This is a genomic window from Arthrobacter sp. 01T425, from assembly GCF_056398725.1.
Genome location: NZ_JBFTPY010000004.1, coordinates 124,502 through 146,906, shown reverse-complemented (window position 1 = coordinate 146,906; position 22,405 = coordinate 124,502). Strand labels below are relative to the sequence as shown.

Genomic DNA, 22,405 nt, shown 5'->3' with positions numbered 1-22,405 from the left:
GAATTTGCGGGCAGAAGCGAATCAGCCCTCTGCACGGCGGTGCAATCACTGCCGGAGGGCCATTGTCCTGAATCGCCGTCGAATGGATGATAGGGGCATGACTGTGCAGGACTCTGTAGCAGTTCAGGCCCTCGCCGCACGCCTGAGCCCGGGATTCACCCTGGGTGTTTCCTCCGCGGCATTCCAGATCGAGGGCAGCCTTGCCGCCGGCGGCCGCGGGCCCTCCGGCTGGGACGCCTTTGCCGAAAAGCCCGGCAACATCCTGCACGGGCACTCCCCCGCCGTGGCCTGCGACCACTACAACCGCGCCGAGGAAGACATCGAACTGATGCGGGATCTCGGGATCGATTCCTACCGCTTTTCGATCTCGTGGCCGCGGGTCCAGCCCGAGGGCAGCGGCCGCTTCAATTCGGCCGGGCTGGACTTCTACGACCGCCTGATCGACCGGCTCCTCGCCGCCGGCATCTCCCCCATGGCCACTCTCTACCACTGGGATACGCCGCTGCCCCTCGAGCACCGGGGCGGCTGGATGAACCGTTCGACGGCGGAACGGTTCGCCGAGTACAGCGCGGCCGCCGGCAAGCGGTTCGGCGACCGCGTGGCGCAGTGGGTGACGCTGAACGAGCCCGCCTCGGTTACCCTGAACGGCTACGCCCTGGGCGTCCACGCACCCGGCCGAGGCCTGCTCTTCGATGCCCTGCCGTCGGTGCGGCATCAGCTCCTGGGGCACGGGCTGGCGGTTCAGGCGCTGCGCGCGGAGGGCGTCGCCGGCGCCGTCGGGGTCACGAACCTGCATTCCCCCGTCCGGCCTGCTTCGGGTTCGCCAACAGACAGGATGCTGGCCAGGGTGTTCGACTTCGTGCTGAACCGGCTCTACGCTGACCCGATCCTCCTGGGCCGCTTTCCCCGGCTGCCGCTGATCGCCCGGCCGTGGTTCCGTTCAATGCGGAGCATCAGCGACGCGGATCTGGCCACGATCCACCAGCCGCTGGATTTCTACGGCCTGAACTATTACTACCCCGTGAAGGTGGCCACGGGACGCGGCGTCGACAGCCCCTCGGCAACCGCAGAGGCGATGCTGAAAGTCCCGTTCCACATGGCCGCGTTCCCGGAGTATGAACGCACAGGATTCGGCTGGCCGGTCGCTCCGGACCACCTGGGGATCCTGCTCCGGGAGCTGAAGGACCGGTACGGGTCCTCGCTGCCGCCGCTCTACATCACCGAGAGCGGGGCGAGCTTCCCCGAACCGGACCACGTCACCGGCCCCATTCCCGATGCCGGCCGGATCAGCTACCTCGCCGCACACCTCAGCCAGGCGGTGGAGGCGACCTCCCCCGGGGGCGTGGCCCACGACGTCGAACTGCTCGGCTATTACGTCTGGACGTTGATGGACAACTTCGAATGGGCGGCCGGCTACTCGCAGCGCTTCGGCCTGGTGCACGTCGATTTCACGAGCCTCAAGCGCACGCCGAAAGACTCGTACTACTGGTACCAGGCCCTCGCGCGGGCACGCCGGGCCTGAGCCCCGCCCGGCCGCTGCTACTGGTTGCGGTTGGACCTATTGATGCGCTTGGCGCGCTCGATCTCCTGGCGGAAGTGCCTCTTCGCCCAAAAGAACGCGACAACGACCGCGGCGGCGATCAACAGAAAAATGAACCAGCCCATGGTGAGCTCCCTTCCCTTCCTGCAAAGGTATCAGGAACTTAAAAGGAACAGCCCCGCTGCAAGTGCAGCGGGGCTGTTCCCGATCCTCTTCTCAGCTGCCAGACGGCTGGCTGATCAGGGGCAAAGCATCAGATCGGCAAGTAATTACTTGATGATCTTGGTGACGCGTCCTGAACCAACGGTGCGGCCGCCTTCGCGGATAGCGAAGCCGAGGCCCTCTTCCATTGCGATCGGCTGGATGAGCGCAACGGTCATCTCAGTGTTGTCGCCGGGCATAACCATTTCCGTGCCTTCCGGCAGGGTGATAACGCCGGTTACGTCCGTGGTGCGGAAGTAGAACTGCGGGCGGTAGTTGGAGTAGAACGGGTTGTGACGTCCGCCTTCGTCCTTGGAGAGGATGTAGACGTTAGCCTCGAAGTCGGTGTGCGGGGTGATGGAACCCGGCTTGACGACAACCTGGCCACGCTCGACATCGTCGCGCTTCAGACCGCGGAGCAGGAGGCCACAGTTCTCGCCGGCCCATGCTTCGTCGAGCTGCTTGTGGAACATCTCGATACCGGTAACCGTGGTCTTCTGGACCGGGCGGATGCCGACGATCTCGACCTCGGAGTTGATGGCGAGGGTTCCACGCTCGGCGCGGCCCGTAACAACGGTGCCACGGCCGGTGATCGTGAAGACATCTTCGATCGGCATCAGGAAGGGCTTGTCACGGTCACGTACGGGGTCCGGAACGGACTCGTCGACAGCAGCCATGAGGTCCTCAACGGACTTGACCCAGACGGGGTCGCCTTCGAGGGCCTTCAGGCCGGAAACGCGAACAACCGGAGCCTCGTCGCCATCGAAGCCCTGCGAGCTGAGCAGCTCGCGAACTTCCATTTCAACGAGGTCGAGGAGCTCTTCGTCGTCAACCATGTCAGCCTTGTTCAGCGCGACCAGCAGGTAGGGAACGCCAACCTGGCGGGCGAGCAGAACGTGCTCGCGGGTCTGAGCCATCGGGCCGTCAGTGGCGGCAACCACGAGGATTGCACCGTCCATCTGAGCAGCGCCGGTGATCATGTTCTTGATGTAGTCAGCGTGACCCGGAGCGTCTACGTGTGCGTAGTGGCGCTTCTCGGTCTGGTACTCAACGTGGGAGATGTTGATGGTAATGCCGCGCTGACGCTCTTCGGGAGCAGAGTCAATCGACGCGAAGTCACGCTTCTCGTTGAGAGTCGGGTACTTGTCGTACAGCACCTTGGAAATGGCGGCCGTCAGCGTCGTCTTACCGTGGTCAACGTGACCAATGGTACCGATGTTAACGTGCGGCTTAGTCCGCTCGAACTTTGCCTTTGCCACAGGTTCCTCCTAGAACGTTTTCAAATTGACTTACCCTTCGGCCGCGCTTGTCGCGGCAGAAACTCCAGTAAGTCTACTTGGGGGGCTTTGGATTGATGAAATTGCAGATTCAGGTACTAATGCTAGTGCCTAGAGCCTGTTCGTGCAGGCGGCCGAACTCCGGCCTGGCCGGACTACAGCTGACCGGAGTCCGGCCACTTGCACCAGATGTGTCTCCGCTGGCGGAGACGCACCCGAGTTTCTTGTTGCTGCGAGGCGTCTAAAAGACTACTCGCCGCGGTTCTTCTGGATGATCTCGTCGGCGACTGCCTTCGGGACCTCGGCGTAGCTGTTGAACGTCATGGAGTACACAGCGCGGCCCTGGGTCTTCGAGCGCAGGTCACCGATGTAGCCGAACATGCCGGACAGCGGGACGTGTGCGCGAATAACCTTGACGCCCTGGGCATCTTCCATGGACTGCATCTGGCCACGGCGGGAGTTGAGGTCACCGATAACTTCACCCATGTATTCCTCAGGGGTGCGGACCTCGACATCCATCAGCGGTTCGAGCAGGACAGGGTTCGCCTTGCGTGCGGCTTCCTTGAAAGCCATACGGCCGGCGATCTTGAACGCCATTTCCGAGGAGTCAACATCGTGGTAAGCGCCGTCAATCAGCGTCGCCTTGATGCCGACAACCGGGTAACCGGCCAGGACGCCGTCGTTAAGCGCATCCTGGATGCCGGCGTCGACCGACGGGATGTACTCGCGCGGAACGCGGCCACCGGTGACCTTGTTCTCGAACTCGTACAGCTCGCCACCTGAGGTGTCCAGCGGCTCGATCGCGATCTGGATCTTTGCGAACTGGCCGGAACCACCGGTCTGCTTCTTGTGCGTGTAGTCGTGACGCTCTACAGCACGCTTGATGGTTTCGCGGTAAGCAACCTGCGGCTTGCCAACATTTGCCTCGACCTTGAATTCGCGGCGCATGCGGTCCACCAGGATGTCCAGGTGGAGCTCGCCCATGCCGGCGATGATGGTCTGGCCGGTGTCCTCGTTGAGGGAGACCTGGAAGGTCGGGTCCTCAGCGGAGAGCTTCTGGATGGCCGTGGAGAGCTTCTCCTGGTCACCCTTCGTGTTCGGCTCGATCGCAACCGAGATCACGGGCTCCGGGAAGCTCATGGACTCGAGCACAATCTGGTTGGCCGGATCGCACAGGGTGTCGCCCGTGGTGGTGTCCTTGAGGCCGATCGCTGCGTAGATGTGGCCGGCGGTAGCGCCCTCGACGGGCATTTCCTTGTTGGCGTGCATCTGGAACAGCTTGCCGATGCGCTCCTTCTTGCCCTTGGTGGAGTTGACCACCTGCGAGCCTGCTTCCACGTGACCGGAGTACACGCGGACGAAGGTCAGCTGGCCGAAGAAGGGGTGCGCGGCGATCTTGAACGCCAGTGCGGAGAAGGGCTCTTCAGAGGAGGGCTTACGGGTAAGCTCCTTCTCTTCGTCGCGGGGATCGTGACCGATCATCGGCGGGACGTCGAGCGGGTTCGGCAGGTAGTCCACCACAGCGTCGAGCATGGGCTGAACGCCGCGGTTCTTGAATGCAGAACCACAGAAGACCGGGTAGATCTCAGAGTTGATCGTCATCTTGCGGATGCCGGCCTTGAGCTCATCGATGCTGATCTCTTCGCCCTCAAGGTACTTCTCCATGAGTTCCTCGGAGGACTCGGCAACGGTCTCAATGAGCGTTGCGCGGTACTCTTCGGCCTTCGCCTGGAGGTCAGCCGGGATCTCGCGGATCTCGTACTTGGCACCCATGGTGACGTCACCCTTGGCGTCGCCGGGCCAGACCAGCGAACGCATGTAAAGGAGGTCGACGACGCCGATGAAGTCGTTCTCGGCGCCGATCGGCAGCTGCATGACGAGCGGCTTGGCACCGAGGCGGCTGATGATGGTGTCGACGGTGAAGTAGAAGTCAGCGCCGAGCTTGTCCATCTTGTTGACGAAGCAGATGCGCGGAACGTTGTACTTGTCAGCCTGGCGCCAAACAGTCTCGGACTGCGGCTCCACGCCTTCCTTGCCGTCGAACACGGCGACTGCGCCGTCGAGGACGCGCAGGGAGCGCTCAACCTCGACCGTGAAGTCCACGTGGCCGGGGGTGTCGATGATGTTGATCTGGTTGTTTTCCCAGAAGCAGGTCACGGCGGCAGACGTGATGGTGATGCCGCGTTCCTTTTCCTGTTCCATCCAGTCAGTCGTCGAAGCGCCGTCGTGCGTTTCGCCGATCTTATGGTTCACACCCGTGTAGAAGAGGATGCGCTCGGTAGTAGTGGTCTTGCCGGCATCGATGTGGGCCATGATGCCGATATTGCGGACCTTGCTAAGGTCGGTAAGCACGTCCTGTGCCACGGTGTCTCCCTTTCGGATGGACTGCACGTTCGCCGCCGGCTCAGTCGAGCCGGCGGCGTCCGGGAAGTATTACCAGCGGTAGTGTGCGAAGGCCTTGTTGGACTCGGCCATCTTGTGGGTGTCTTCGCGACGCTTCACAGCGGCACCGAGACCGTTCGAGGCATCCAGGATTTCGTTCTGGAGGCGCTCGGTCATGGTCTTTTCGCGGCGGGCCTTGGAGTAGCCAACCAGCCAGCGGAGGGCGAGGGCCGTGGAACGGCCCGGCTTGACCTCAACGGGAACCTGGTAGGTGGCGCCACCAACACGGCGGGAGCGGACCTCAAGCGAAGGCTTGACGTTCTCCATGGCCTTCTTGAGGGCTGCAACGGGGTCGCCGCCGGACTTGGCGCGAGCACCCTCGAGTGCACCGTAAACGATGCGCTCTGCGGTGGACTTCTTGCCGTCAACCAGCACCTTGTTGATGAGCTGGGTGACCAGCGGGGAGCCGTAAACGGGATCTAGAACTAGCGGCCGCTTGGGGGCCGGACCCTTGCGAGGCATATTACTTCTTCTCCATCTTTGCGCCGTAGCGGCTGCGAGCCTGCTTACGGTTCTTGACACCCTGGGTATCGAGGGCGCCACGGACGATCTTGTAGCGGACACCCGGAAGGTCCTTCACGCGGCCGCCGCGGACGAGCACAATGGAGTGCTCCTGCAGGTTGTGGCCCACACCGGGGATGTATGCGGTGACTTCAATGCCGCCGTTGAGGCGTACGCGAGCAACCTTACGCAGAGCCGAGTTCGGCTTCTTCGGGGTCGTCGTGTAAACGCGGGTGCAAACACCGCGGCGCATCGGGCTGCCGTTAAGCGCGGGAGCCTTGGTCTTTTTGACCTTAGGCGTGCGGCCCTTGCGGACCAGCTGGTTAATCGTAGGCACTCTCGTGTTCTCCGTTTTATCCGGAGCGGCCGTTGGCGGCCGCTCTCTTGTCGCTGCGCCTCGCCGCCCGAGCTTTGAAGTTCTCTCCAGAGCAGCTGAGGCGAAGCCTTAATAGTCGGACCGCACGCCGGGGTCCAAGGACTTTCGACCCGAACTGCCCCTAGGCATGCGAAAATGTGGCATACGTTGCACAAGAACCCTGCAAACCGGAAACGTCGTCCTGGTTGAACCTTTCAGCTGCAAGCTGTCTGGCTCAAACCGGCGCACTCATCCACTGCCACAATAACAATTAGTCTCAAGTCTAACACGGACGGGTCCCAGCCCTTAATCGGCGGGGTTTTACCACTGGAAAGGCCCCGCCCCCACCGAGGTGGGAACGGGGCCTGTCAGTCACTCAGCTCAGCGGAAGTCGCTGCCGAGATCGTAGTCATCCAGCGGGATGGCATGGAACTCGGGAGCTCCGTCGCCGCCCAGCGAGTCGTAAGAGAAGTCACTGAATGCGCTGGGACCGGTGAACAGGTTGGCCTTTGCTTCTTCAGTGGGTTCCACGGTGACCTCGGTGTAGCGCGGGAGACCCGTGCCGGCCGGGATGAGCTTACCGATGATGACGTTTTCCTTGAGGCCGAGCAGCGGATCGCTCTTGCCTTCCATGGCCGCCTGCGTCAGGACGCGGGTGGTCTCCTGGAAGGAAGCTGCGGACAGCCAGGACTCGGTCGCCAGAGACGCCTTGGTGATGCCCATGAGCTCGGGACGCCCGGAAGCCGGCGTCTTGCCCTCGGAGACAACGCGGCGGTTGGCCTCTTCGAAACGGCTGCGTTCGGCGAGCTCGCCGGGCAGCAGATCCGATTCGCCGGACTCGATGACCGTGACGCGGCGCAGCATCTGGCGGACGATAACCTCGACGTGCTTGTCGTGGATACCGATGCCCTGGCTGCGGTACACGCCCTGGACTTCATCCACCAGGAACTTCTGCGCGGCACGGGGACCCATGATGCGCAGCACCTGCTTGGGGTCGACCGGGCCGTTGATGAGCTTCTGGCCAACGCTGACGTGATCGCCGTCTTCGATGAGAAGACGTGAACGGCGCAGCACCGGGTAGGCGATCTCTTCAGATCCGTCATCCGGGGTGATGACCAGGCGCATCTGGCGCTCGGACTCTTCGATGGTGATGCGGCCGGCTGCTTCAGCAATCGGTGCGACACCCTTCGGAGTACGGGCTTCGAAGAGCTCCTGGATACGGGGCAGACCCTGGGTGATGTCGTCGCCACCGCTGGCGGAAACAGCACCACCGGTGTGGAACGTACGCATGGTCAGCTGGGTACCCGGCTCACCGATGGACTGCGCGGCAATAATGCCCACGGCCTCACCGATGTCGACGGTCTTGCCAGTGGCCAGCGAACGGCCGTAGCACAGGGCGCAGGTGCCGACGCTGGACTCACAGGTGAGTACGGAGCGGACCTTGACCTCGGTGATGCCGGCTGCGAACAGTTCGGCAATGACGACGTCGCCGCAGTCGGTGCCGGCAGCTGCCAGGACCTTGCCCTTGGAGTCGACGACGTCGACGGCCAGGGTGCGGGCGTAGGCGCTGTTCTCGACGTTCTCGTCCAGGACGAGGACGCCGTTGGCGTCGGCCACCGCGATGGCGGTCATCAGGCCGCGCTCGGTACCGCAGTCCTCTTCGCGGACAATGACGTCCTGCGACACGTCCACCAGACGACGGGTCAGGTAACCCGAGTTGGCGGTACGCAGGGCGGTGTCAGCCAGACCCTTACGGGCACCGTGCGTGGCGATGAAGTATTCCAGCACCGAGAGGCCCTCGCGGTAGGAGGACTTGATCGGACGCGGGATGATTTCACCCTTAGGGTTGGCCACCAGGCCACGGATACCCGCGATCTGACGGACCTGCATCCAGTTACCACGTGCGCCCGAGGACACCATGCGGTTGATCGTGTTCATCGGGGACAGGCTGTCCCGCATCGCCTGGGCGATCTCGTTCGTTGCCTTGTTCCAGATCTCGATCAGTTCCTGGCGACGCTCGTCGTCGTCGATCAGGCCCTTGTCGTACTGGCCCTGGATCTTGGCGGCCATGGTCTCGTAACCGGCGAGGATCCGCGGCTTGTCCGTGGGCACCTCGATGTCGGAGATGGCAACGGTCACGCCGGAGCGGGTGGCCCAGTAGAAACCGGCATCCTTCAGGTTGTCCAGCGTTGCCGCCGTGATCACCTTCGGGTAGCGCTCGGCGAGGTCGTTGACGATCCGGGACAGCTCGCCCTTGTCGGCAACATCCTCAACCCACGGGTAATCCGCGGGCAGCGTCTGGTTGAAGATGACCTGGCCGAGGGAGGTCTCGACCAGTGCCATCTGACCGGGCTCCCAGCCCTCCGGGGCTTCCCAGCCGGCGTAGGGCACGAAGCCCTCGAGCCGGATCTTGACCTTGGAGTTCAGGTGCAGCTCGTGAAGGTCGTAGGCCATGATGGCTTCCGCGACCGAGGAGAAGATCCGGCCTTCGCCAGCTGAACCGACACGCTTGGTGGTCAGGTGGTAGAGACCGATGATCATATCCTGCGACGGCAGGGTCACCGGGCGGCCGTCAGACGGCTTCAGGATGTTGTTCGAGGAGAGCATCAGGATGCGGGCCTCGGCCTGGGCCTCGGGGCTCAGCGGCAGGTGGACTGCCATCTGGTCGCCGTCGAAGTCGGCGTTGAAAGCGCCACAAACCAGCGGGTGCAGCTGGATTGCCTTGCCTTCAACAAGCTGCGGCTCGAACGCCTGGATGCCGAGACGGTGCAGGGTAGGTGCACGGTTCAGCAGCACGGGGTGCTCGGTGATGATCTCTTCGAGGACGTCCCAGACCTGCGGACGGTAACGCTCCACCATGCGCTTGGCCGACTTGATGTTCTGGGCGTGGTTGAGGTCCACCAGGCGCTTCATCACGAACGGCTTGAAGAGCTCCAGGGCCATCTGCTTGGGCAGACCACACTGGTGCAGCTTCAGCTGCGGGCCGACGACGATGACCGAACGGCCGGAGTAGTCGACGCGCTTGCCGAGGAGGTTCTGGCGGAAACGGCCCTGCTTGCCCTTGAGCATGTCGCTCAGGGACTTCAGCGGACGGTTGCCCGGTCCGGTGACCGGACGGCCGCGGCGGCCGTTGTCGAAGAGGCTGTCAACAGCTTCCTGAAGCATGCGCTTCTCGTTGTTGACGATGATCTCCGGAGCACCGAGGTCAAGCAGGCGCTTGAGGCGGTTGTTGCGGTTGATCACGCGGCGGTAGAGGTCGTTGAGGTCGGAGGTCGCGAAGCGGCCACCGTCCAGCTGGACCATCGGGCGCAGTTCCGGCGGGATCACCGGGACGGCGTCCAGCACCATGCCGAGCGGGCTGTTGTTGGTCGTCAGGAACGCGTTGACCACCTTGAGCCGCTTCAGGGCACGGGTCTTGCGCTGGCCCTTGCCGTTGGCGATGATGTCGCGCAGCATGTCCGACTCGGCCTGCATGTCGAAGTTCTCAAGACGCTTCTTGATGGCCTCGGCACCCATGGAGCCTTCGAAGTACATGCCGTAGCGGTCGCGCAGTTCGCGGTACAGGCCTTCGTCACCTTCGAGGTCGGCGACCTTGAGGTTCTTGAAGCGGTCCCAGACCTGCTCGAGGCGCTCGATTTCGGCGTCGGCACGCTTGCGGACGTTCGCCATCTGGCGGTCAGCGGAGTCGCGGGCCTTCTTCTTGTCGGCAGCCTTCGCGCCTTCGCCTTCGAGACGGGCAAGCTCGTTCTCAAGGTCGCGGGCGATCGTGGCGATGTCCGAGTCGCGGTTGTCGATCAGCTGCTTCTTCTCGATGTCGTGCTCAACCTGGAGGTTGGGCAGTTCTTCGTGGCGGCTGTCGGCGTCGACGCTCGTGATCATGTAGGCGGCGAAGTAGATGACCTTTTCGAGGTCCTTCGGTGCCAGGTCAAGGAGGTAGCCCAGGCGGGAGGGAACACCCTTGAAGTACCAGATGTGCGTGACCGGGGCGGCGAGTTCGATGTGGCCCATGCGCTCACGGCGGACCTTCGCACGGGTGACCTCAACGCCACACCGCTCGCAGATGATGCCCTTGAAGCGCACGCGCTTGTACTTACCGCAGTAGCATTCCCAGTCGCGGGACGGGCCGAAGATCTTCTCGCAGAAGAGGCCGTCCTTCTCGGGCTTGAGCGTGCGGTAGTTGATGGTTTCCGGCTTCTTAACCTCGCCGTACGACCAGCCACGGATGTCTTCCGCGGTGGCGAGGCCGATCTGCATGAGGCCGAAGGAGGATTCGCTGGACATATGGTCCCTGTTCTCTCTTGTTCTCTAAATTCTGAAGTCTTGGGTTACGGGAAGAGGGAGGTGGCTTACGACGGCGAGTGCGAACCCGCCGTCGTAAACCCCCTGCTAAACCTCTTCTACGGAACTGGGCTCTGCACGAGACAGATCGATGCCCAGTTCTTCCGCAGCCGTGAAGACTGCGTCATCAGAGTCACGCATTTCAATTGTGGTTCCGTCCGTGGAAAGCACTTCCACGTTCAGGCACAGCGACTGCATTTCCTTGATCAAGACCTTGAAGGACTCAGGAACGCCCGGCTCGGGGATGTTCTCGCCCTTGACGATGGCTTCGTAGACCTTCACACGACCGTGGATATCATCCGACTTGATCGTCAGCAGTTCCTGGAGCGTGTACGCGGCGCCGTAAGCTTCGAGCGCCCACACTTCCATTTCACCGAAGCGCTGGCCACCGAACTGTGCCTTACCACCCAGCGGCTGCTGCGTGATCATGGAGTACGGGCCGGTGGAGCGGGCGTGGATCTTGTCGTCCACCAGGTGGTGGAGCTTCAGGATGTACATGTAGCCGACCGAGATCGGATCCGGGAACGGCTCGCCGGAGCGGCCGTCGAACAGACGGGTCTTGCCGGAAGAGTTGATCAGGCGGTCGCCGTCGCGGGTGACGTTGGTGGAATCGAGCAGGCCCGTGATTTCCTCTTCACGCGCACCGTCGAAGACCGGCGTCGCCACAGTGGTCTGGCCACTCTCGCGCGGCAGGTTCGGCAGCTGCTTGACCCACTCGGGCTCGCCCTCGATCTTCCAGCCGGTCTTGGCAACCCAGCCGAGGTGCGTTTCCAGCACCTGGCCGACGTTCATGCGGCCCGGAACACCCAGCGGGTTCAGGACGATATCAACGGGGGTGCCGTCGGCAAGGAAGGGCATGTCCTCGATCGGAAGGATCTTGGAGATAACACCCTTGTTGCCGTGGCGGCCGGCGAGCTTGTCGCCGTCGGTGATCTTGCGCTTGGCAGCGACGTAGACGCGCACCAGCTGGTTGACGCCCGGGGGCAGCTCGTCGTCGTTGTCGCGGTCGAAGACGCGGACACCGATCACGGTGCCGGACTCGCCGTGCGGCACCTTCAGGGAGGTGTCGCGCACTTCGCGGGACTTCTCACCGAAGATGGCGCGCAGCAGGCGCTCTTCCGGGGTCAGCTCGGTCTCGCCCTTGGGGGTGACCTTACCGACCAGGATGTCGCCGGCCTCAACCTCGGCACCGATGTGGATGATGCCGCGCTCGTCCAGGCCTGCCAGGACTTCCTCAGACACGTTCGGGATGTCACGGGTGATTTCCTCGGCACCAAGCTTGGTGTCGCGGGCATCGATCTCGTGCTCCTCGATGTGGATCGAGGACAGGACGTCCTCGGCCACGATGCGCTGGGAGAGGATGATGGCATCCTCGAAGTTGTGGCCTTCCCATGACATGAATGCCACGAGCAGGTTCTTACCGAGGGCGAGCTCGCCCTGGTCCGTTGCCGGGCCGTCAGCGATGATGCCGCCGACCTCCAGGCGCTGGCCTTCGCTTACCAGGACACGGTGGTTGTAGCAGTTGCCCTGGTTGGAACGGGCGAACTTGTTGATGCGGTAGTTGGTTTCCGTACCGTCGTCGTTGAGCATGATGACCAGCTCAGCGGAGACCTCGGTAACCACACCGGCCTTCTTGGCGATGACAACGTCACCGGCGTCGACGGCTGCGGCGCGCTCCATGCCGGTACCGACGAACGGTGCCTCGGAACGGACCAGCGGCACGGCCTGGCGCTGCATGTTGGCACCCATGAGTGCACGGTTGGCATCGTCATGCTCGAGGAACGGGATCAGGGCGGTAGCCACGGACACCATCTGGCGCGGGGAAACGTCCATGAACTCGACGTCGGCGGCGGGAACCAGCACAGGCTCGCCTCCACCACCGCGGGCACGGACCAGGACGGTCTCTTCCGCGAAACGCTTGTTCTCGTCGAGCGGTGCGTTGGCCTGTGCGATCAGGACCTCGGCTTCGTCGTCGGCCGTGAGGTACTTGACCTCATCGGAGACGACACCCTCGGCGACAAGGCGGTACGGGGTTTCGATGAAACCGAACGGGTTGATGCGTCCGTAGGAAGCCAGCGAACCGATCAGACCAATGTTCGGGCCTTCAGGAGTTTCGATGGGGCACATACGTCCGTAGTGGGACGGGTGCACGTCACGAACTTCCATGCCGGCACGGTCACGGGACAGACCACCCGGGCCAAGCGCGGACAGGCGGCGCTTGTGGGTCAGACCCGAGAGCGGGTTGTTCTGGTCCATGAACTGGGACAGCTGGGAAGTTCCGAAGAACTCCTTGATGGCTGCCACGACTGGACGGATGTTGATCAGGGTCTGCGGCGTGATGGCCTCGACGTCCTGGGTCGTCATGCGTTCGCGGACAACGCGCTCCATGCGGGACAGGCCGGTGCGGACCTGGTTCTCGATGAGCTCGCCGACGGCGCGGATGCGGCGGTTGCCGAAGTGGTCGATGTCATCGATCTCGACGCGGAGCTCGTGGTCCTGGCCGTCGCGCTTGCCCATGAGGGTCTTCTCGCCGGCGTGCAGCGCAACCAGGAACTTGATCATGGCCACGATGTCTTCAACGTGCAGGACCGAAGCTTCCTTGTCGCCAAGGGAGCGGTCGATGCCAAGCTTGCGGTTGATCTTGTAACGGCCGACCTTGGCCAGATCGTAGCGCTTGGAGTTGAAGTACAGGTTGTCCAGCAGGGACTGGGCAGCCTCAACCGTGGGCGGCTCGCCCGGTCGCAGCTTCCGGTAGATGTCCAGCAACGCGTCTTCGCGGGTCTCGGTGGCGTCCTTCTCCAGCGTGGCGCGCATGGAGTCGTACTGGCCGAATTCCTCGAGGATCTGGCCTTCGGTCCAGCCGAGGGCCTTCAGCAGCACGGTGACGGACTGCTTGCGCTTGCGGTCAAGACGGACGCCGACCTGGTCGCGCTTGTCGATTTCGAGCTCGAACCAGGCGCCGCGGGAGGGGATGATCTTCGCGGTGAAGATGTCCTTGTCGCTGGTCTTGTCGGCGGTGCGCTCAAAGTAGGCGCCCGGCGAGCGGACCAGCTGGGAGACGACGACACGCTCGGTGCCGTTGACGACGAAGGTGCCCTTCTCGGTCATCAGCGGGAAGTCACCCATGAACACGGTCTGCTGCTTGATTTCGCCCGTGTTGTTGTTCATGAACTCGGCCTTGACGTACAGCGGAGCCGAGTACGTTGCGTCCCGGTCCTTGCACTCAGCCATGGTGTATTTGGGGTCAGCGAACTCCGGCTCGGAGAAGCTCAGGGACATGGTGCCCTGGAAGTCTTCGATCGGGGAGATCTCTTCGAAGATGTCGGACAGACCCGAGGAGGTGGCGACGCTGAGGTCGCCTTCTTCGACGGCCTTCGCAACGCGCGCCTGCCAGCGTTCGTTCCCGACCAGCCAGTCAAAGCTGTCGGTTTGCAGGGCGAGCAGATTCGGAACATCAAGGGGTTCGTGAATCTTTGCGAATGAGAGCCGGCGGGTTGCACCGTCGGTGCTGTCGGCATTGATAGCGGTAGCGTTGTTTACATTAGAGGTGCTCGAGGCGACCAAGAGGGATCCTTCCACAGACCTTCAGGCGTTGTCAGATCTCCCCCGTTATGCACTCTGCAGAATGACTCCGCAGCGCTACCAGTCCGGTTCCGCTATATGACCCGGGACCCGCGCTGTCCATAGCTGGTGCACGTGGTAGACGGCACATTGATGGAACAGCTGTCAGGCTAAGCCCACCGCTATATGAAGGCTGAAGGTAAACAGGGAAGACGCAAATATCTACGATACGGCAAAGCAACCTACTTGTCTACCCCACTTCCGGCGGGATTGCAAGCACGAAGTTTGGCGGAATTTCCCCGACTCTTCGCGGCGACGGTGTCCACCCTGCCGAATGGATAGGTGACGGGGCTCACGATAACGTAGACATAAGTCGAAAGTAGATCGGAAGAAAACACCATGAGCAATCCTGCCGACAACAACGATGTTGTCATTCTCGCCGCAGCCCGCACCCCCCAGGGGCGCCTGAACGGGCAGCTGGCCAGCTTCACCGCCGTCGAGCTCGGCACCCACGCCATCCGCGCGGCCCTGGCCGCCAGCGGCGTCAAGGCCGACCAGGTGGACAGCGTGATCATCGGCCAGGTCCTGCAGGCCGGCGCGGGCCAGAACCCTGCGCGCCAGAGCGCCATCGGCGCCGGCATCGGCTGGAACGTGCCGACGGTGACCATCAACAAGGTCTGCCTCTCGGGCCTCACCGCCGTGATCGACGCCGCCCGGATGATCCGCAGCGGCGACGCCACGGTGGTGGTCGCCGGCGGCCAGGAGTCCATGACCCGCGCACCTCACGTGCTGCCCGGTTCGCGGCAGGGCTGGGCGTACGGCACGGTCCAGGCCCTGGACGTGGCCGCGCACGACGGCCTGACCGACGCCTTCGACGGGCAGTCCATGGGACTGTCGACCGAGAGCAAGAACCTGACCCTCGGCATTGACCGGGCCTCCCAGGACGAGGTGGCGGCCCAGTCGCACCAGCGTGCCGCCCGGGCCGCGAAGGACGGCGTCTTCGACGGCGAGATCGCCCCGATGAGCGTCAAGCAGCGCAAGGGCGATCCGATCGCCGTCACCTCCGACGAGGGCATCCGGCCCGACACGACCGTCGAGTCGCTGGCCGGCCTGCGCGCGGCGTTCGTCACGGACGGAACCATCACCGCCGGCAACTCCTCTCCCCTGTCCGACGGCGCTGCCGCCCTGGTGCTGAGCAGCCGGAAGTTCGCCGAGGACAACGGCCTCGAGTATCTCGCGGTGGTCGGCAAGCCGGGCCAGGTCGCCGGTCCGGACAACTCGCTGCATTCCCAGCCGTCGAACGCCATCAAGAACGCCCTGGACAAGGCCGGCTGGTCCGCCGCGGACCTCGACTTCATCGAAATCAACGAGGCTTTCGGTTCCGTCGCGGTGCAGTCCCTGAAGGACCTCAACTATCCGCTGGCGCAGTGCAACATCCATGGCGGTGCCATCGCCCTGGGCCACCCGATCGGGGCCTCCGGGGCCCGGCTGGCCCTGCACGCGGCCCACGAGCTCAAGCGCCGGGGTACCGGCAAGGCGGCCGTGTCCCTGTGCGGCGGCGGCGGCCAGGGCGAAGCGCTGCTGCTGTACCGCGACTAAGACCGGTAACCGGCGGGCCGGGCGGGCCCGGACCACAGGGCGGCCGGGCGGACCGGGAACCGCCGCCAGGAGTCAGGAAGGTTTGACGCGATGCCAGAGCAGAAAACAACCAGCGGCCGCGAACGGTTCCTCGCCGACGCCGCGGCGCGGGGGCTGGACGTGGAGATCGTCGAACGCCTCGCCGCCCGCAGCCTTGAGGAGGCGGCCGGTATCCTCGGGATCCGGCCCGCGGATATCGTGAAGTCGCTCGTGGTCAAGCACAAGGACGGCAGTTTCCTGTTCGCGCTGGTCCCCGGCGACCGGCAGATTTCCTGGCCCAAACTGCGGGCGCTGCTGGGCGTCAACAAGCTCTCGCTGCCGGCGGCGGATACGGCTTTCGAGGCCACCGGGTACGAGCGCGGGACCATCACGCCGCTCGGCAGCATCCGCCCCTGGCCCGTCTACGCCGACCAGACCATCACGGGCCGGCGGATCTCCATGGGCGCCGGGGAACATGGCTACAGCGCGTTCGTGGACGCGGATGCCCTGACGGCGGCGCTGGGCGCCGTCGTCGCCGACATCACTGAACCCAACTAGCGCGCCCGGGTTAACAACAACGCGGGGTCAGTTCGGGCCCATCCGGACGGCCGGGATGGGCCGGAAGTGACCCCGCGTTGCTGTTTGACCGGGCGTCAGGCCGTAACCGTGAGGGGTGCCCCGTTGACGGTGAGGCGCCAGTTGGCCTGGCTGAACACGGCAACGTCCAATGTCCCGCGGTCCACGACGTAGTCGATGATGCGCTGCCGGATCTCCTGCTGGCTGTTGGACAGCACGGGCGCGCTCTTCACGGCCGGGAAGTTGCCGCCCCCGCTCTGCCGGTAGTTGTTGATGGCCAGCGCGAATTCCTGCTCGAGCCGCAGCGGCTCGCCACCGTAGGTCAGCTTGACGATCCGGTCCCCTGCCGGCCGGGCGAGGTCGATCTCGTAGTTCAGCGGCGCGTCCAGGCCGTAGACAACGTCGTAGTTGTAGTCCGGCGTGCCGTTCGGTGCCGTGGCGGTCACGGCATTGGTGACGTCCTGGGCCCTGGCTGTGGTAGCGGTCACCGGTTTGAAGTACTGGGCGGACCACTCCAGGTATGCCTTGACCTGCGCGCCCGTGACCTTGACGGAGAGCAGCGTGTTGTCGAAGATGTACAGCCCTGCGACGTCGCGGATGGTCAGCGGCCCGGCCTTGACATCCACAGCACGGGAGAAGGCCGCGGCAATGGACAGCACGGGCAGCCCGGCCGCGGGACCGTTGGCCAGCTCAGCCTTGACGGTGCTCGCCTGGACATAGTTGATGGCGTCGATCGCTGCGGAGTCCTCCCAGCAGGCGGTGGCCGTGCTGAGCGGTGCCGTGGAGGTTCCGATGACCTCATTGACGTAGTTCACCGTGGCCTCATGCCCGGCCTGCACGGCCCGGACGACGGCGGGATCCGGGTTCACCGTCTTGGCGTCCAGCAAGTGCGCATGCGCCGACGTGACGGCCCACCGCCCCTGCACCTTGGCGAGCTCGAGGTCCATGACAGATACCCGCATGCCCCACTTGAGCGGCTCGGTCAGGAGCACCTGCTTGCCGGTGGCCTTGTTGGTGACGAAACGCTCGGGGATCTCCAGGTGTGCGTGCCCGACCAGGATGGCGTCAATGCCGGGCACTTCCTCCGCCAGCTGGGTGGAGGCGTTCTCCGGGAACGGCAGGGCGTCGCCGTAGGAAGACCCCGGAGTCGCCCCGGAATGGCTCGTGACAATGACGATGTCCGCGCCGGCGGCCTTCACCTGCGGAATGACAGCTTTGGCCTCTTCGACGATGCCGTTGAAATCGAGCCTGCCTTGGACGTTGTCGCGGTCCCAGAGGGCGCAGCCGGGCGTCACGAACCCGACCAGGCCCACCGTCACCCAGCCGTTGTCCGTCTTGACCCGCTTCAGGACGTACGGCGTGAAGGCGCGCTGGCCCGAGACGGCGTCGTGCACGTTGGCGCCCAGGAGCGGAAAGTCCAGCTGCTTCTCCCAGGTGCGCAGCAGTGGAATGCCGTAGTTGAACTCGTGGTTTCCCAGCCCCGCGGCGTCATAGCCGATCGCGTTCATGGCCAGCGCCATGGGGTGTTTCACGGTGGCCGAGATGGGCTGGATTTTGGCGAAGTAGTAGGCCAGGGGCGTGCCCTGGATGGTGTCCCCGGCGTCGATGGTCAAGGTGTTCGCCGCTCCGCGCTCGGCCCGCATTGCGTTGATCAGGGTGGCAGCCTGGGCAATCCCGATCTTGTTCCCGACGGCGTCGGCATAGGGCACGTTCTTGAAGTAGTCCCAGTTGAAGACGTTGTTGTGCAGATCTGTGGTGCCGAGCACTGTCAGCGTGAAGTGCGCCTTGCCGTCCGGCCCGCCCGTGGCCGCCCGTTCGCCAGAGGCTTGGGCTGCGGGGGCTCCCGCCAGTGCGGCTGCGGCAGCGCTGCCGCCGACGAGGGCGGCTGTGAGCATCGCGCGGCGGGAGGGTGCATCGTGTGGGTTCGGCATGGTGGGTGAACTCCTGAACGTAGGGGGCCGGTGGGCACAAATCCACAGTCTAGGGGCGGCTTTACAACTGCGACAGGGGTATCAGAAAAACTTTGCCAAATCCTTGGACGCCGTTCATCCCGGGCGACGGGAGCGCTCCAGCCAGCGTGGATTCCGGTCCGGGAACGCAGGAAACCCCGCCCACTGAGTGGACGGGGTTTCCTTTGAGCAGTGCGGACCGCGATGGATCCGGACGGCGGGTGTTACTTGAGGGTAACGCGGGCGCCAGCTTCTTCGAGCTGAGCCTTTGCCTTCTCGGCAGCTTCCTTGGTGGCGCCTTCGAGAACAGCCTTGGGTGCGCTGTCAACCAGGTCCTTGGCTTCCTTGAGGCCCAGGGAGGTGATGGCGCGAACTTCCTTGATCACTGCGATCTTCTTGTCGCCAGCAGCTTCGAGGATGACGTCGAAGTCAGTCTTCTCTTCAGCTTCTTCTGCAGCAGCGGCGGGGCCGGCAACGGCAACGGCAGCAGCAGTAACTTCGAAGGTCTCTTCGAAGAGCTTGACGAACTCGGAGAGCTCGATGATGGTCAGTTCCTTGAAAGCTTCAATGAGCTCTTCGTTGGTGAGCTTCGCCATGGTGTGGCGTCCTTCCTATAGTGGTGCGCGGCGGCCCTGAGGCTCGCTGTCGCACCGGAGTCTTATGGAGAAGAGGACTAGTTCTCTTCGGGGGCTGCGGCTTCGGCCGGTGCTTCGGCCTCGGCTGCTGCATCTGCTGCGGGAGCTTCTTCAGCGGCGGGTGCTTCGGCTGCTGCCGGTGCACCGTTCTCTTCTTCAAGCTTGAGGCGCAGTGCGTCGATGATGCGTACAGCGGCGGCAGCAGGAGCCTTGAGGATCCCTGCAACCTTGGCGAGCTGCAGCTCACGGGACTCGAGTGCTGCCAGGGCAGCAACTTCGCTGGCGTTCAGTGCCTTGCCCTCGAAGTAACCGGTCTTGATGACCAGCTGCTTGTTGGCCTTGGCAAAATCCGTCAGGCTCTTGGCAGCTGCAACTGCGTCACCCTTGATGAACGCGATTGCAGTGGGGCCGGCGAGCTGACCGTCGAATGCTTCGACACCAGCTTCCTTGGCTGCAATGGCGGTCAGGGTGTTCTTGACGACCGAGAACTTGGTTTCCTGGCCGAGAGAGACACGCAGCTGCTTGAGCTGTGCAACGGTGAGCCCGCGGTATTCGGTCAGGACAGCGGCGTTCGATTCCTTGAAATCGTTAGTGATCTCAGCTACTGCTGAAACCTTGCTAGGCGTTGCCATAACCCTCCTTCCGGGGATAGTGCCGGTATGTCCGGGTCCCCGCTCAAAAGAGCTAAAAACTAAAAAACGCCCCGCGCAGATGCACGGGGCTTGTCTCGACGCGGTCCATGACCGCGGAGCTTTGCTTCGTTCACCTGCGCCGGCCGCCCTATGTTCAGGGTCCTTCGTCCGGAAATCCACTGCGCTCTCCCGGCGCGACTGCAGAAGTGAGTCTTGCTTGGGAGAGTGGATTTCCAACAACCGACGGTCTTTGGTCCTCCAAGCTTACGGGACACGGCGCGCGTGTTCCAAATCGGGCCCGGCGGGCAGTGCCGGGTGAACAGCCCTCAGCTGACAGCCGGTCCGAAGTTGGGGAGTTCTTTTTGCCAGAGACCCGTCACGCCCGCTGTCGTGAAGCCCAGCTGCTGGTTGACCTTCAGGAGGTAGCGGTTCTCCGGGGCGTTCCACGTGTACAGGACCCGGGCGTCCGGGAACTGTTCGCTGAGCCGTTCCATGTTGGCGACCTTGATCAGCAGCCCGAGCTTGTTGCCGCGGTGTTCCTGCAGCACCACCGTGTCGTCCTGGAAGACGACGTCCGGGCGCAGGGCCAGGACACTGATGGTGGTCAGGCCCACGAGCGTTCCGCTGGCGATGTGCTCGACGGCGGTGACCACCGTCCGGCGGCCCTGGGCTATGGTGACTTCCTCCGCTTCCCGGAGGATGCCGCCGTCGAACACCATTTCCTGGGCATCCGGCCCCGGCACTTCGTCCTCGCCTGCCTGGTTTTCCAGCGCGGCGACGGCCTCGAGCCACTGGTCAGGACACCGGTCCGTCCAGTGGTGCAGACGGTATCGGCCGGCATTGGCTTCCTCGGCCTCGGCCTCCAGATCGGCGACGAGCTTGGTGTCCAGCGGCAACGCACAGGAGCTGAACTGCTCGATGTGCTGCAGGGTGTAGCCGGTATGGCGGGCAAATTCCACGTCACGGCTGCCCAGCGGGACGAACCCGACACCGCTGCCGGGCACGAGCTGTTCGGCCTCCGGGTCCGTCAGGGTTGATCCCGGGTGGTTGGTGTCGATCAGGATCGTGTGGCGGCCCTCGTCCCGGGCGAAATGTTCGGCGGCCGCCAGCAGCTGCCTCCCCACGCCCTGGCGCCGGAATTCCGGCAGGATGTCGAGCGTGAATTCGGCGAGATCGAGGTTGTCCACCAGCGGCAGGGCGATGTCCGCAGTCCCGACAATCACGCCGTCGATCTTGGCGACGAGGATCACCTGGCGTTCGTAGGGGTCCGCCATCTCAAGCAGCTTTTCCTGCGGCGCGTAGGCGAGGTCGTCGGTGCCCCAGGTCTGCATCCGGACCCTGCGCCCCACCTCGATGGCGGCGAGAAAGTCGGCGGCATCGGGCGCGTCAAGGGAATCGGGGATCCACAGCTGCTCAATCCGTACATCGTTTGCCATAGAGGGCATCTTCCCAGCCGTTGTGCCACCCACCATCGGTACGGCCCGGCTCAAACCGGGCTTTCAACCGCCAGCATATGCTGGTTTGGGCCGCTGTTCCATTGGTGACGCCGGGCAGTTTCCGCTCCAGTCTGCGCCCGGCAGCTTCCGCCCCAGCCGGCGCCTGGTCAGTTCCGGATCTCATTGCAGGTGGCTGCGTCCGCGGCGGCAGCGGTCCGCTGCCATTCGCCGTCGTAGCCCGCCGGCTTGAAGCCCAACGCGATGTTGATGCCGAGCATATGGTCGTTTTCGGCGGCGTTGTACGTCAGGACGCGCCGGACCGCTGGGTAGGACTCCCGCAGCAGGCGCAGGTTGCGGATCTTGATGAGCATGCCAAGCCGGTGGCCGCGGTGGCCCACAGCGACGAGGGTATCGTCCTGGTTGGACAGCCAGGGCTTGTCGGCTGTTGTCTGCAGGACGGTATAGGCGGCCAGTTCGCCGCTGGCCCGGTGCCGTGCCGCCACCACGAGGGAGGACTGGCCGGCGCGCCGCCAGGTGTCCTCGACGTGGCGGACCCGGGCGACGTCCCAGATTTCCGGCTCGTAACTCAGCGCACCGGAGGGGGCATCGGTGCTCATGCGGGACATGAGCACCGCGAGCTGGGCGGCATGTTCCTCCGGGCAGGAATCGGTCCAGTGCAGCAGCTCATAGTCCCCCGCGCGGGCCAGGGCGTCCCGTTCCAGGGCGTCGAGGTCCGCGGCGGGCGGGACGTCGAGCGAACTGAACCGTTCGACCTGCTCCAGGCGGTAGCCGGCTTTTCCGGCGAAACGGACGCCCGGCGCGCCGGCGGGCAGCGCTCCGGTCCCCGTGGCGGGCTTGATGAGGTTGGTGCCATCGACGTCGAAATCGGCCGGGTGCTCGGTGAAGGTCTGCAGAATGGTCCTCCCGTCGGCGGAGGCCAGCGCCTCGGCGTGCTCCAGCAGTGCCCGGCCGATCCCCCGCCCGGCGAAGGCATCCAGGACGCTCACGTGCAGCAGCGCACTGCCCAGATTCTCCTGCAGTTCACAGCGGACCCAGGAGTTGGCCGCCATGCGCCCGTCGACGCGGACGAAGAAGAGCCGAAGCCGGGTGTACGCCGTGTCCCGCCAGTACTGCAGGCGGGCCGCCGCGGACGATGCCCGGTCCAGGTTGCCCCAAGTCTGCAGGATGAGCTCATCACAGAGTTCCATGAATTCGAGGAACTCTGCCGTATCAGCGGCATCGGTGTCGGCAGCATCAAGGCTGGCGGGCAGGGAGAGTTCCTCGATGAGGTACGACGGCGTAGTCACCGGGACAGCCTAACCGGCAAGTCCGGCGGCACCAAGGG

Annotated in this window: 15 protein-coding genes; 3 read left to right on the top strand and 12 right to left on the bottom strand. The window is 64.1% G+C overall.

Features of this window, described 5'->3' with window-relative positions:
• The first annotated feature begins 97 nt into the window (after positions 1 to 97).
• Entirely contained in the window at positions 98 to 1,522 is a 1,425-nt protein-coding gene (locus tag AC1DNG_RS07315; protein ID WP_476887031.1) for a GH1 family beta-glucosidase, read from the top strand.
• Positions 1,523 to 1,539: 17 nt separating this feature from the next.
• On the opposite strand, the gene AC1DNG_RS07310 is transcribed toward AC1DNG_RS07315, so the two are convergent.
• The 7 genes from AC1DNG_RS07310 to rpoB form a co-directional block, all read right to left on the bottom strand.
• Positions 1,540 to 1,665, bottom strand: coding sequence for a hypothetical protein (locus AC1DNG_RS07310; RefSeq protein ID WP_256860042.1), 126 nt, complete (start codon positions 1,663 to 1,665; stop codon positions 1,540 to 1,542).
• Positions 1,666 to 1,809: 144 nt separating this feature from the next.
• On the bottom strand, positions 1,810 to 3,000 hold the full coding sequence (gene tuf, locus AC1DNG_RS07305; protein WP_018773660.1) for an elongation factor Tu: 1,191 nt from the start codon (positions 2,998 to 3,000) through the stop codon (positions 1,810 to 1,812).
• A gap of 267 nt (positions 3,001 to 3,267) precedes the next feature.
• Positions 3,268 to 5,382 carry an elongation factor G gene (gene fusA / locus AC1DNG_RS07300; protein WP_079550516.1) on the bottom strand — a complete coding sequence of 705 codons (2,115 nt, stop codon included), beginning with the start codon at positions 5,380 to 5,382 and terminating at the stop codon, positions 3,268 to 3,270.
• A 69-nt stretch (positions 5,383 to 5,451) separates the two neighbouring features.
• Complete coding sequence (gene rpsG / locus AC1DNG_RS07295) at positions 5,452 to 5,922, bottom strand: 30S ribosomal protein S7 (protein ID WP_011692813.1); 471 nt, start codon at positions 5,920 to 5,922, stop codon at positions 5,452 to 5,454.
• Between the two features lies 1 nt (position 5,923).
• Positions 5,924 to 6,298, bottom strand: coding sequence for a 30S ribosomal protein S12 (rpsL, locus tag AC1DNG_RS07290; RefSeq protein ID WP_018773658.1), 375 nt, complete (start codon positions 6,296 to 6,298; stop codon positions 5,924 to 5,926).
• Positions 6,299 to 6,697: 399 nt separating this feature from the next.
• Positions 6,698 to 10,597 (bottom strand): DNA-directed RNA polymerase subunit beta', encoded by a 3,900-nt coding sequence (locus AC1DNG_RS07285; protein WP_223913813.1) that lies wholly within the window; start codon positions 10,595 to 10,597, stop codon positions 6,698 to 6,700.
• A gap of 105 nt (positions 10,598 to 10,702) precedes the next feature.
• Positions 10,703 to 14,218 (bottom strand): DNA-directed RNA polymerase subunit beta, encoded by a 3,516-nt coding sequence (rpoB, locus tag AC1DNG_RS07280; protein ID WP_028275121.1) that lies wholly within the window; start codon positions 14,216 to 14,218, stop codon positions 10,703 to 10,705.
• Positions 14,219 to 14,614: 396 nt separating this feature from the next.
• Between rpoB and AC1DNG_RS07275 the strand changes: the two genes are divergently transcribed.
• Both AC1DNG_RS07275 and AC1DNG_RS07270 read left to right on the top strand, forming a co-directional pair.
• On the top strand, positions 14,615 to 15,814 hold the full coding sequence (locus tag AC1DNG_RS07275; RefSeq protein WP_476887030.1) for an acetyl-CoA C-acetyltransferase: 1,200 nt from the start codon (positions 14,615 to 14,617) through the stop codon (positions 15,812 to 15,814).
• 90 nt (positions 15,815 to 15,904) lie between these two features.
• Positions 15,905 to 16,390: an aminoacyl-tRNA deacylase gene (locus AC1DNG_RS07270; RefSeq protein ID WP_223913811.1), complete on the top strand. Its 486-nt coding sequence runs from the start codon at positions 15,905 to 15,907 to the stop codon at positions 16,388 to 16,390.
• A 95-nt stretch (positions 16,391 to 16,485) separates the two neighbouring features.
• Here the strand turns inward: AC1DNG_RS07270 and AC1DNG_RS07265 are convergent, their stop codons facing one another.
• The 5 genes from AC1DNG_RS07265 to AC1DNG_RS07245 form a co-directional block, all read right to left on the bottom strand.
• Entirely contained in the window at positions 16,486 to 18,339 is a 1,854-nt protein-coding gene (locus AC1DNG_RS07265; RefSeq protein WP_476887029.1) for a bifunctional metallophosphatase/5'-nucleotidase, read from the bottom strand.
• A 242-nt stretch (positions 18,340 to 18,581) separates the two neighbouring features.
• A complete protein-coding gene (gene rplL / locus AC1DNG_RS07260; RefSeq protein WP_028276543.1) occupies positions 18,582 to 18,953 on the bottom strand; it encodes a 50S ribosomal protein L7/L12 in 372 nt (123 codons plus the stop codon).
• A 77-nt stretch (positions 18,954 to 19,030) separates the two neighbouring features.
• Positions 19,031 to 19,624: a 50S ribosomal protein L10 gene (rplJ, locus tag AC1DNG_RS07255; protein ID WP_028276542.1), complete on the bottom strand. Its 594-nt coding sequence runs from the start codon at positions 19,622 to 19,624 to the stop codon at positions 19,031 to 19,033.
• A 326-nt stretch (positions 19,625 to 19,950) separates the two neighbouring features.
• Complete coding sequence (locus AC1DNG_RS07250; RefSeq protein ID WP_028276541.1) at positions 19,951 to 21,060, bottom strand: GNAT family N-acetyltransferase; 1,110 nt, start codon at positions 21,058 to 21,060, stop codon at positions 19,951 to 19,953.
• Positions 21,061 to 21,227: 167 nt separating this feature from the next.
• Positions 21,228 to 22,367: a GNAT family N-acetyltransferase gene (locus AC1DNG_RS07245; protein WP_476887028.1), complete on the bottom strand. Its 1,140-nt coding sequence runs from the start codon at positions 22,365 to 22,367 to the stop codon at positions 21,228 to 21,230.
• Positions 22,368 to 22,405: the final 38 nt, after the last annotated feature.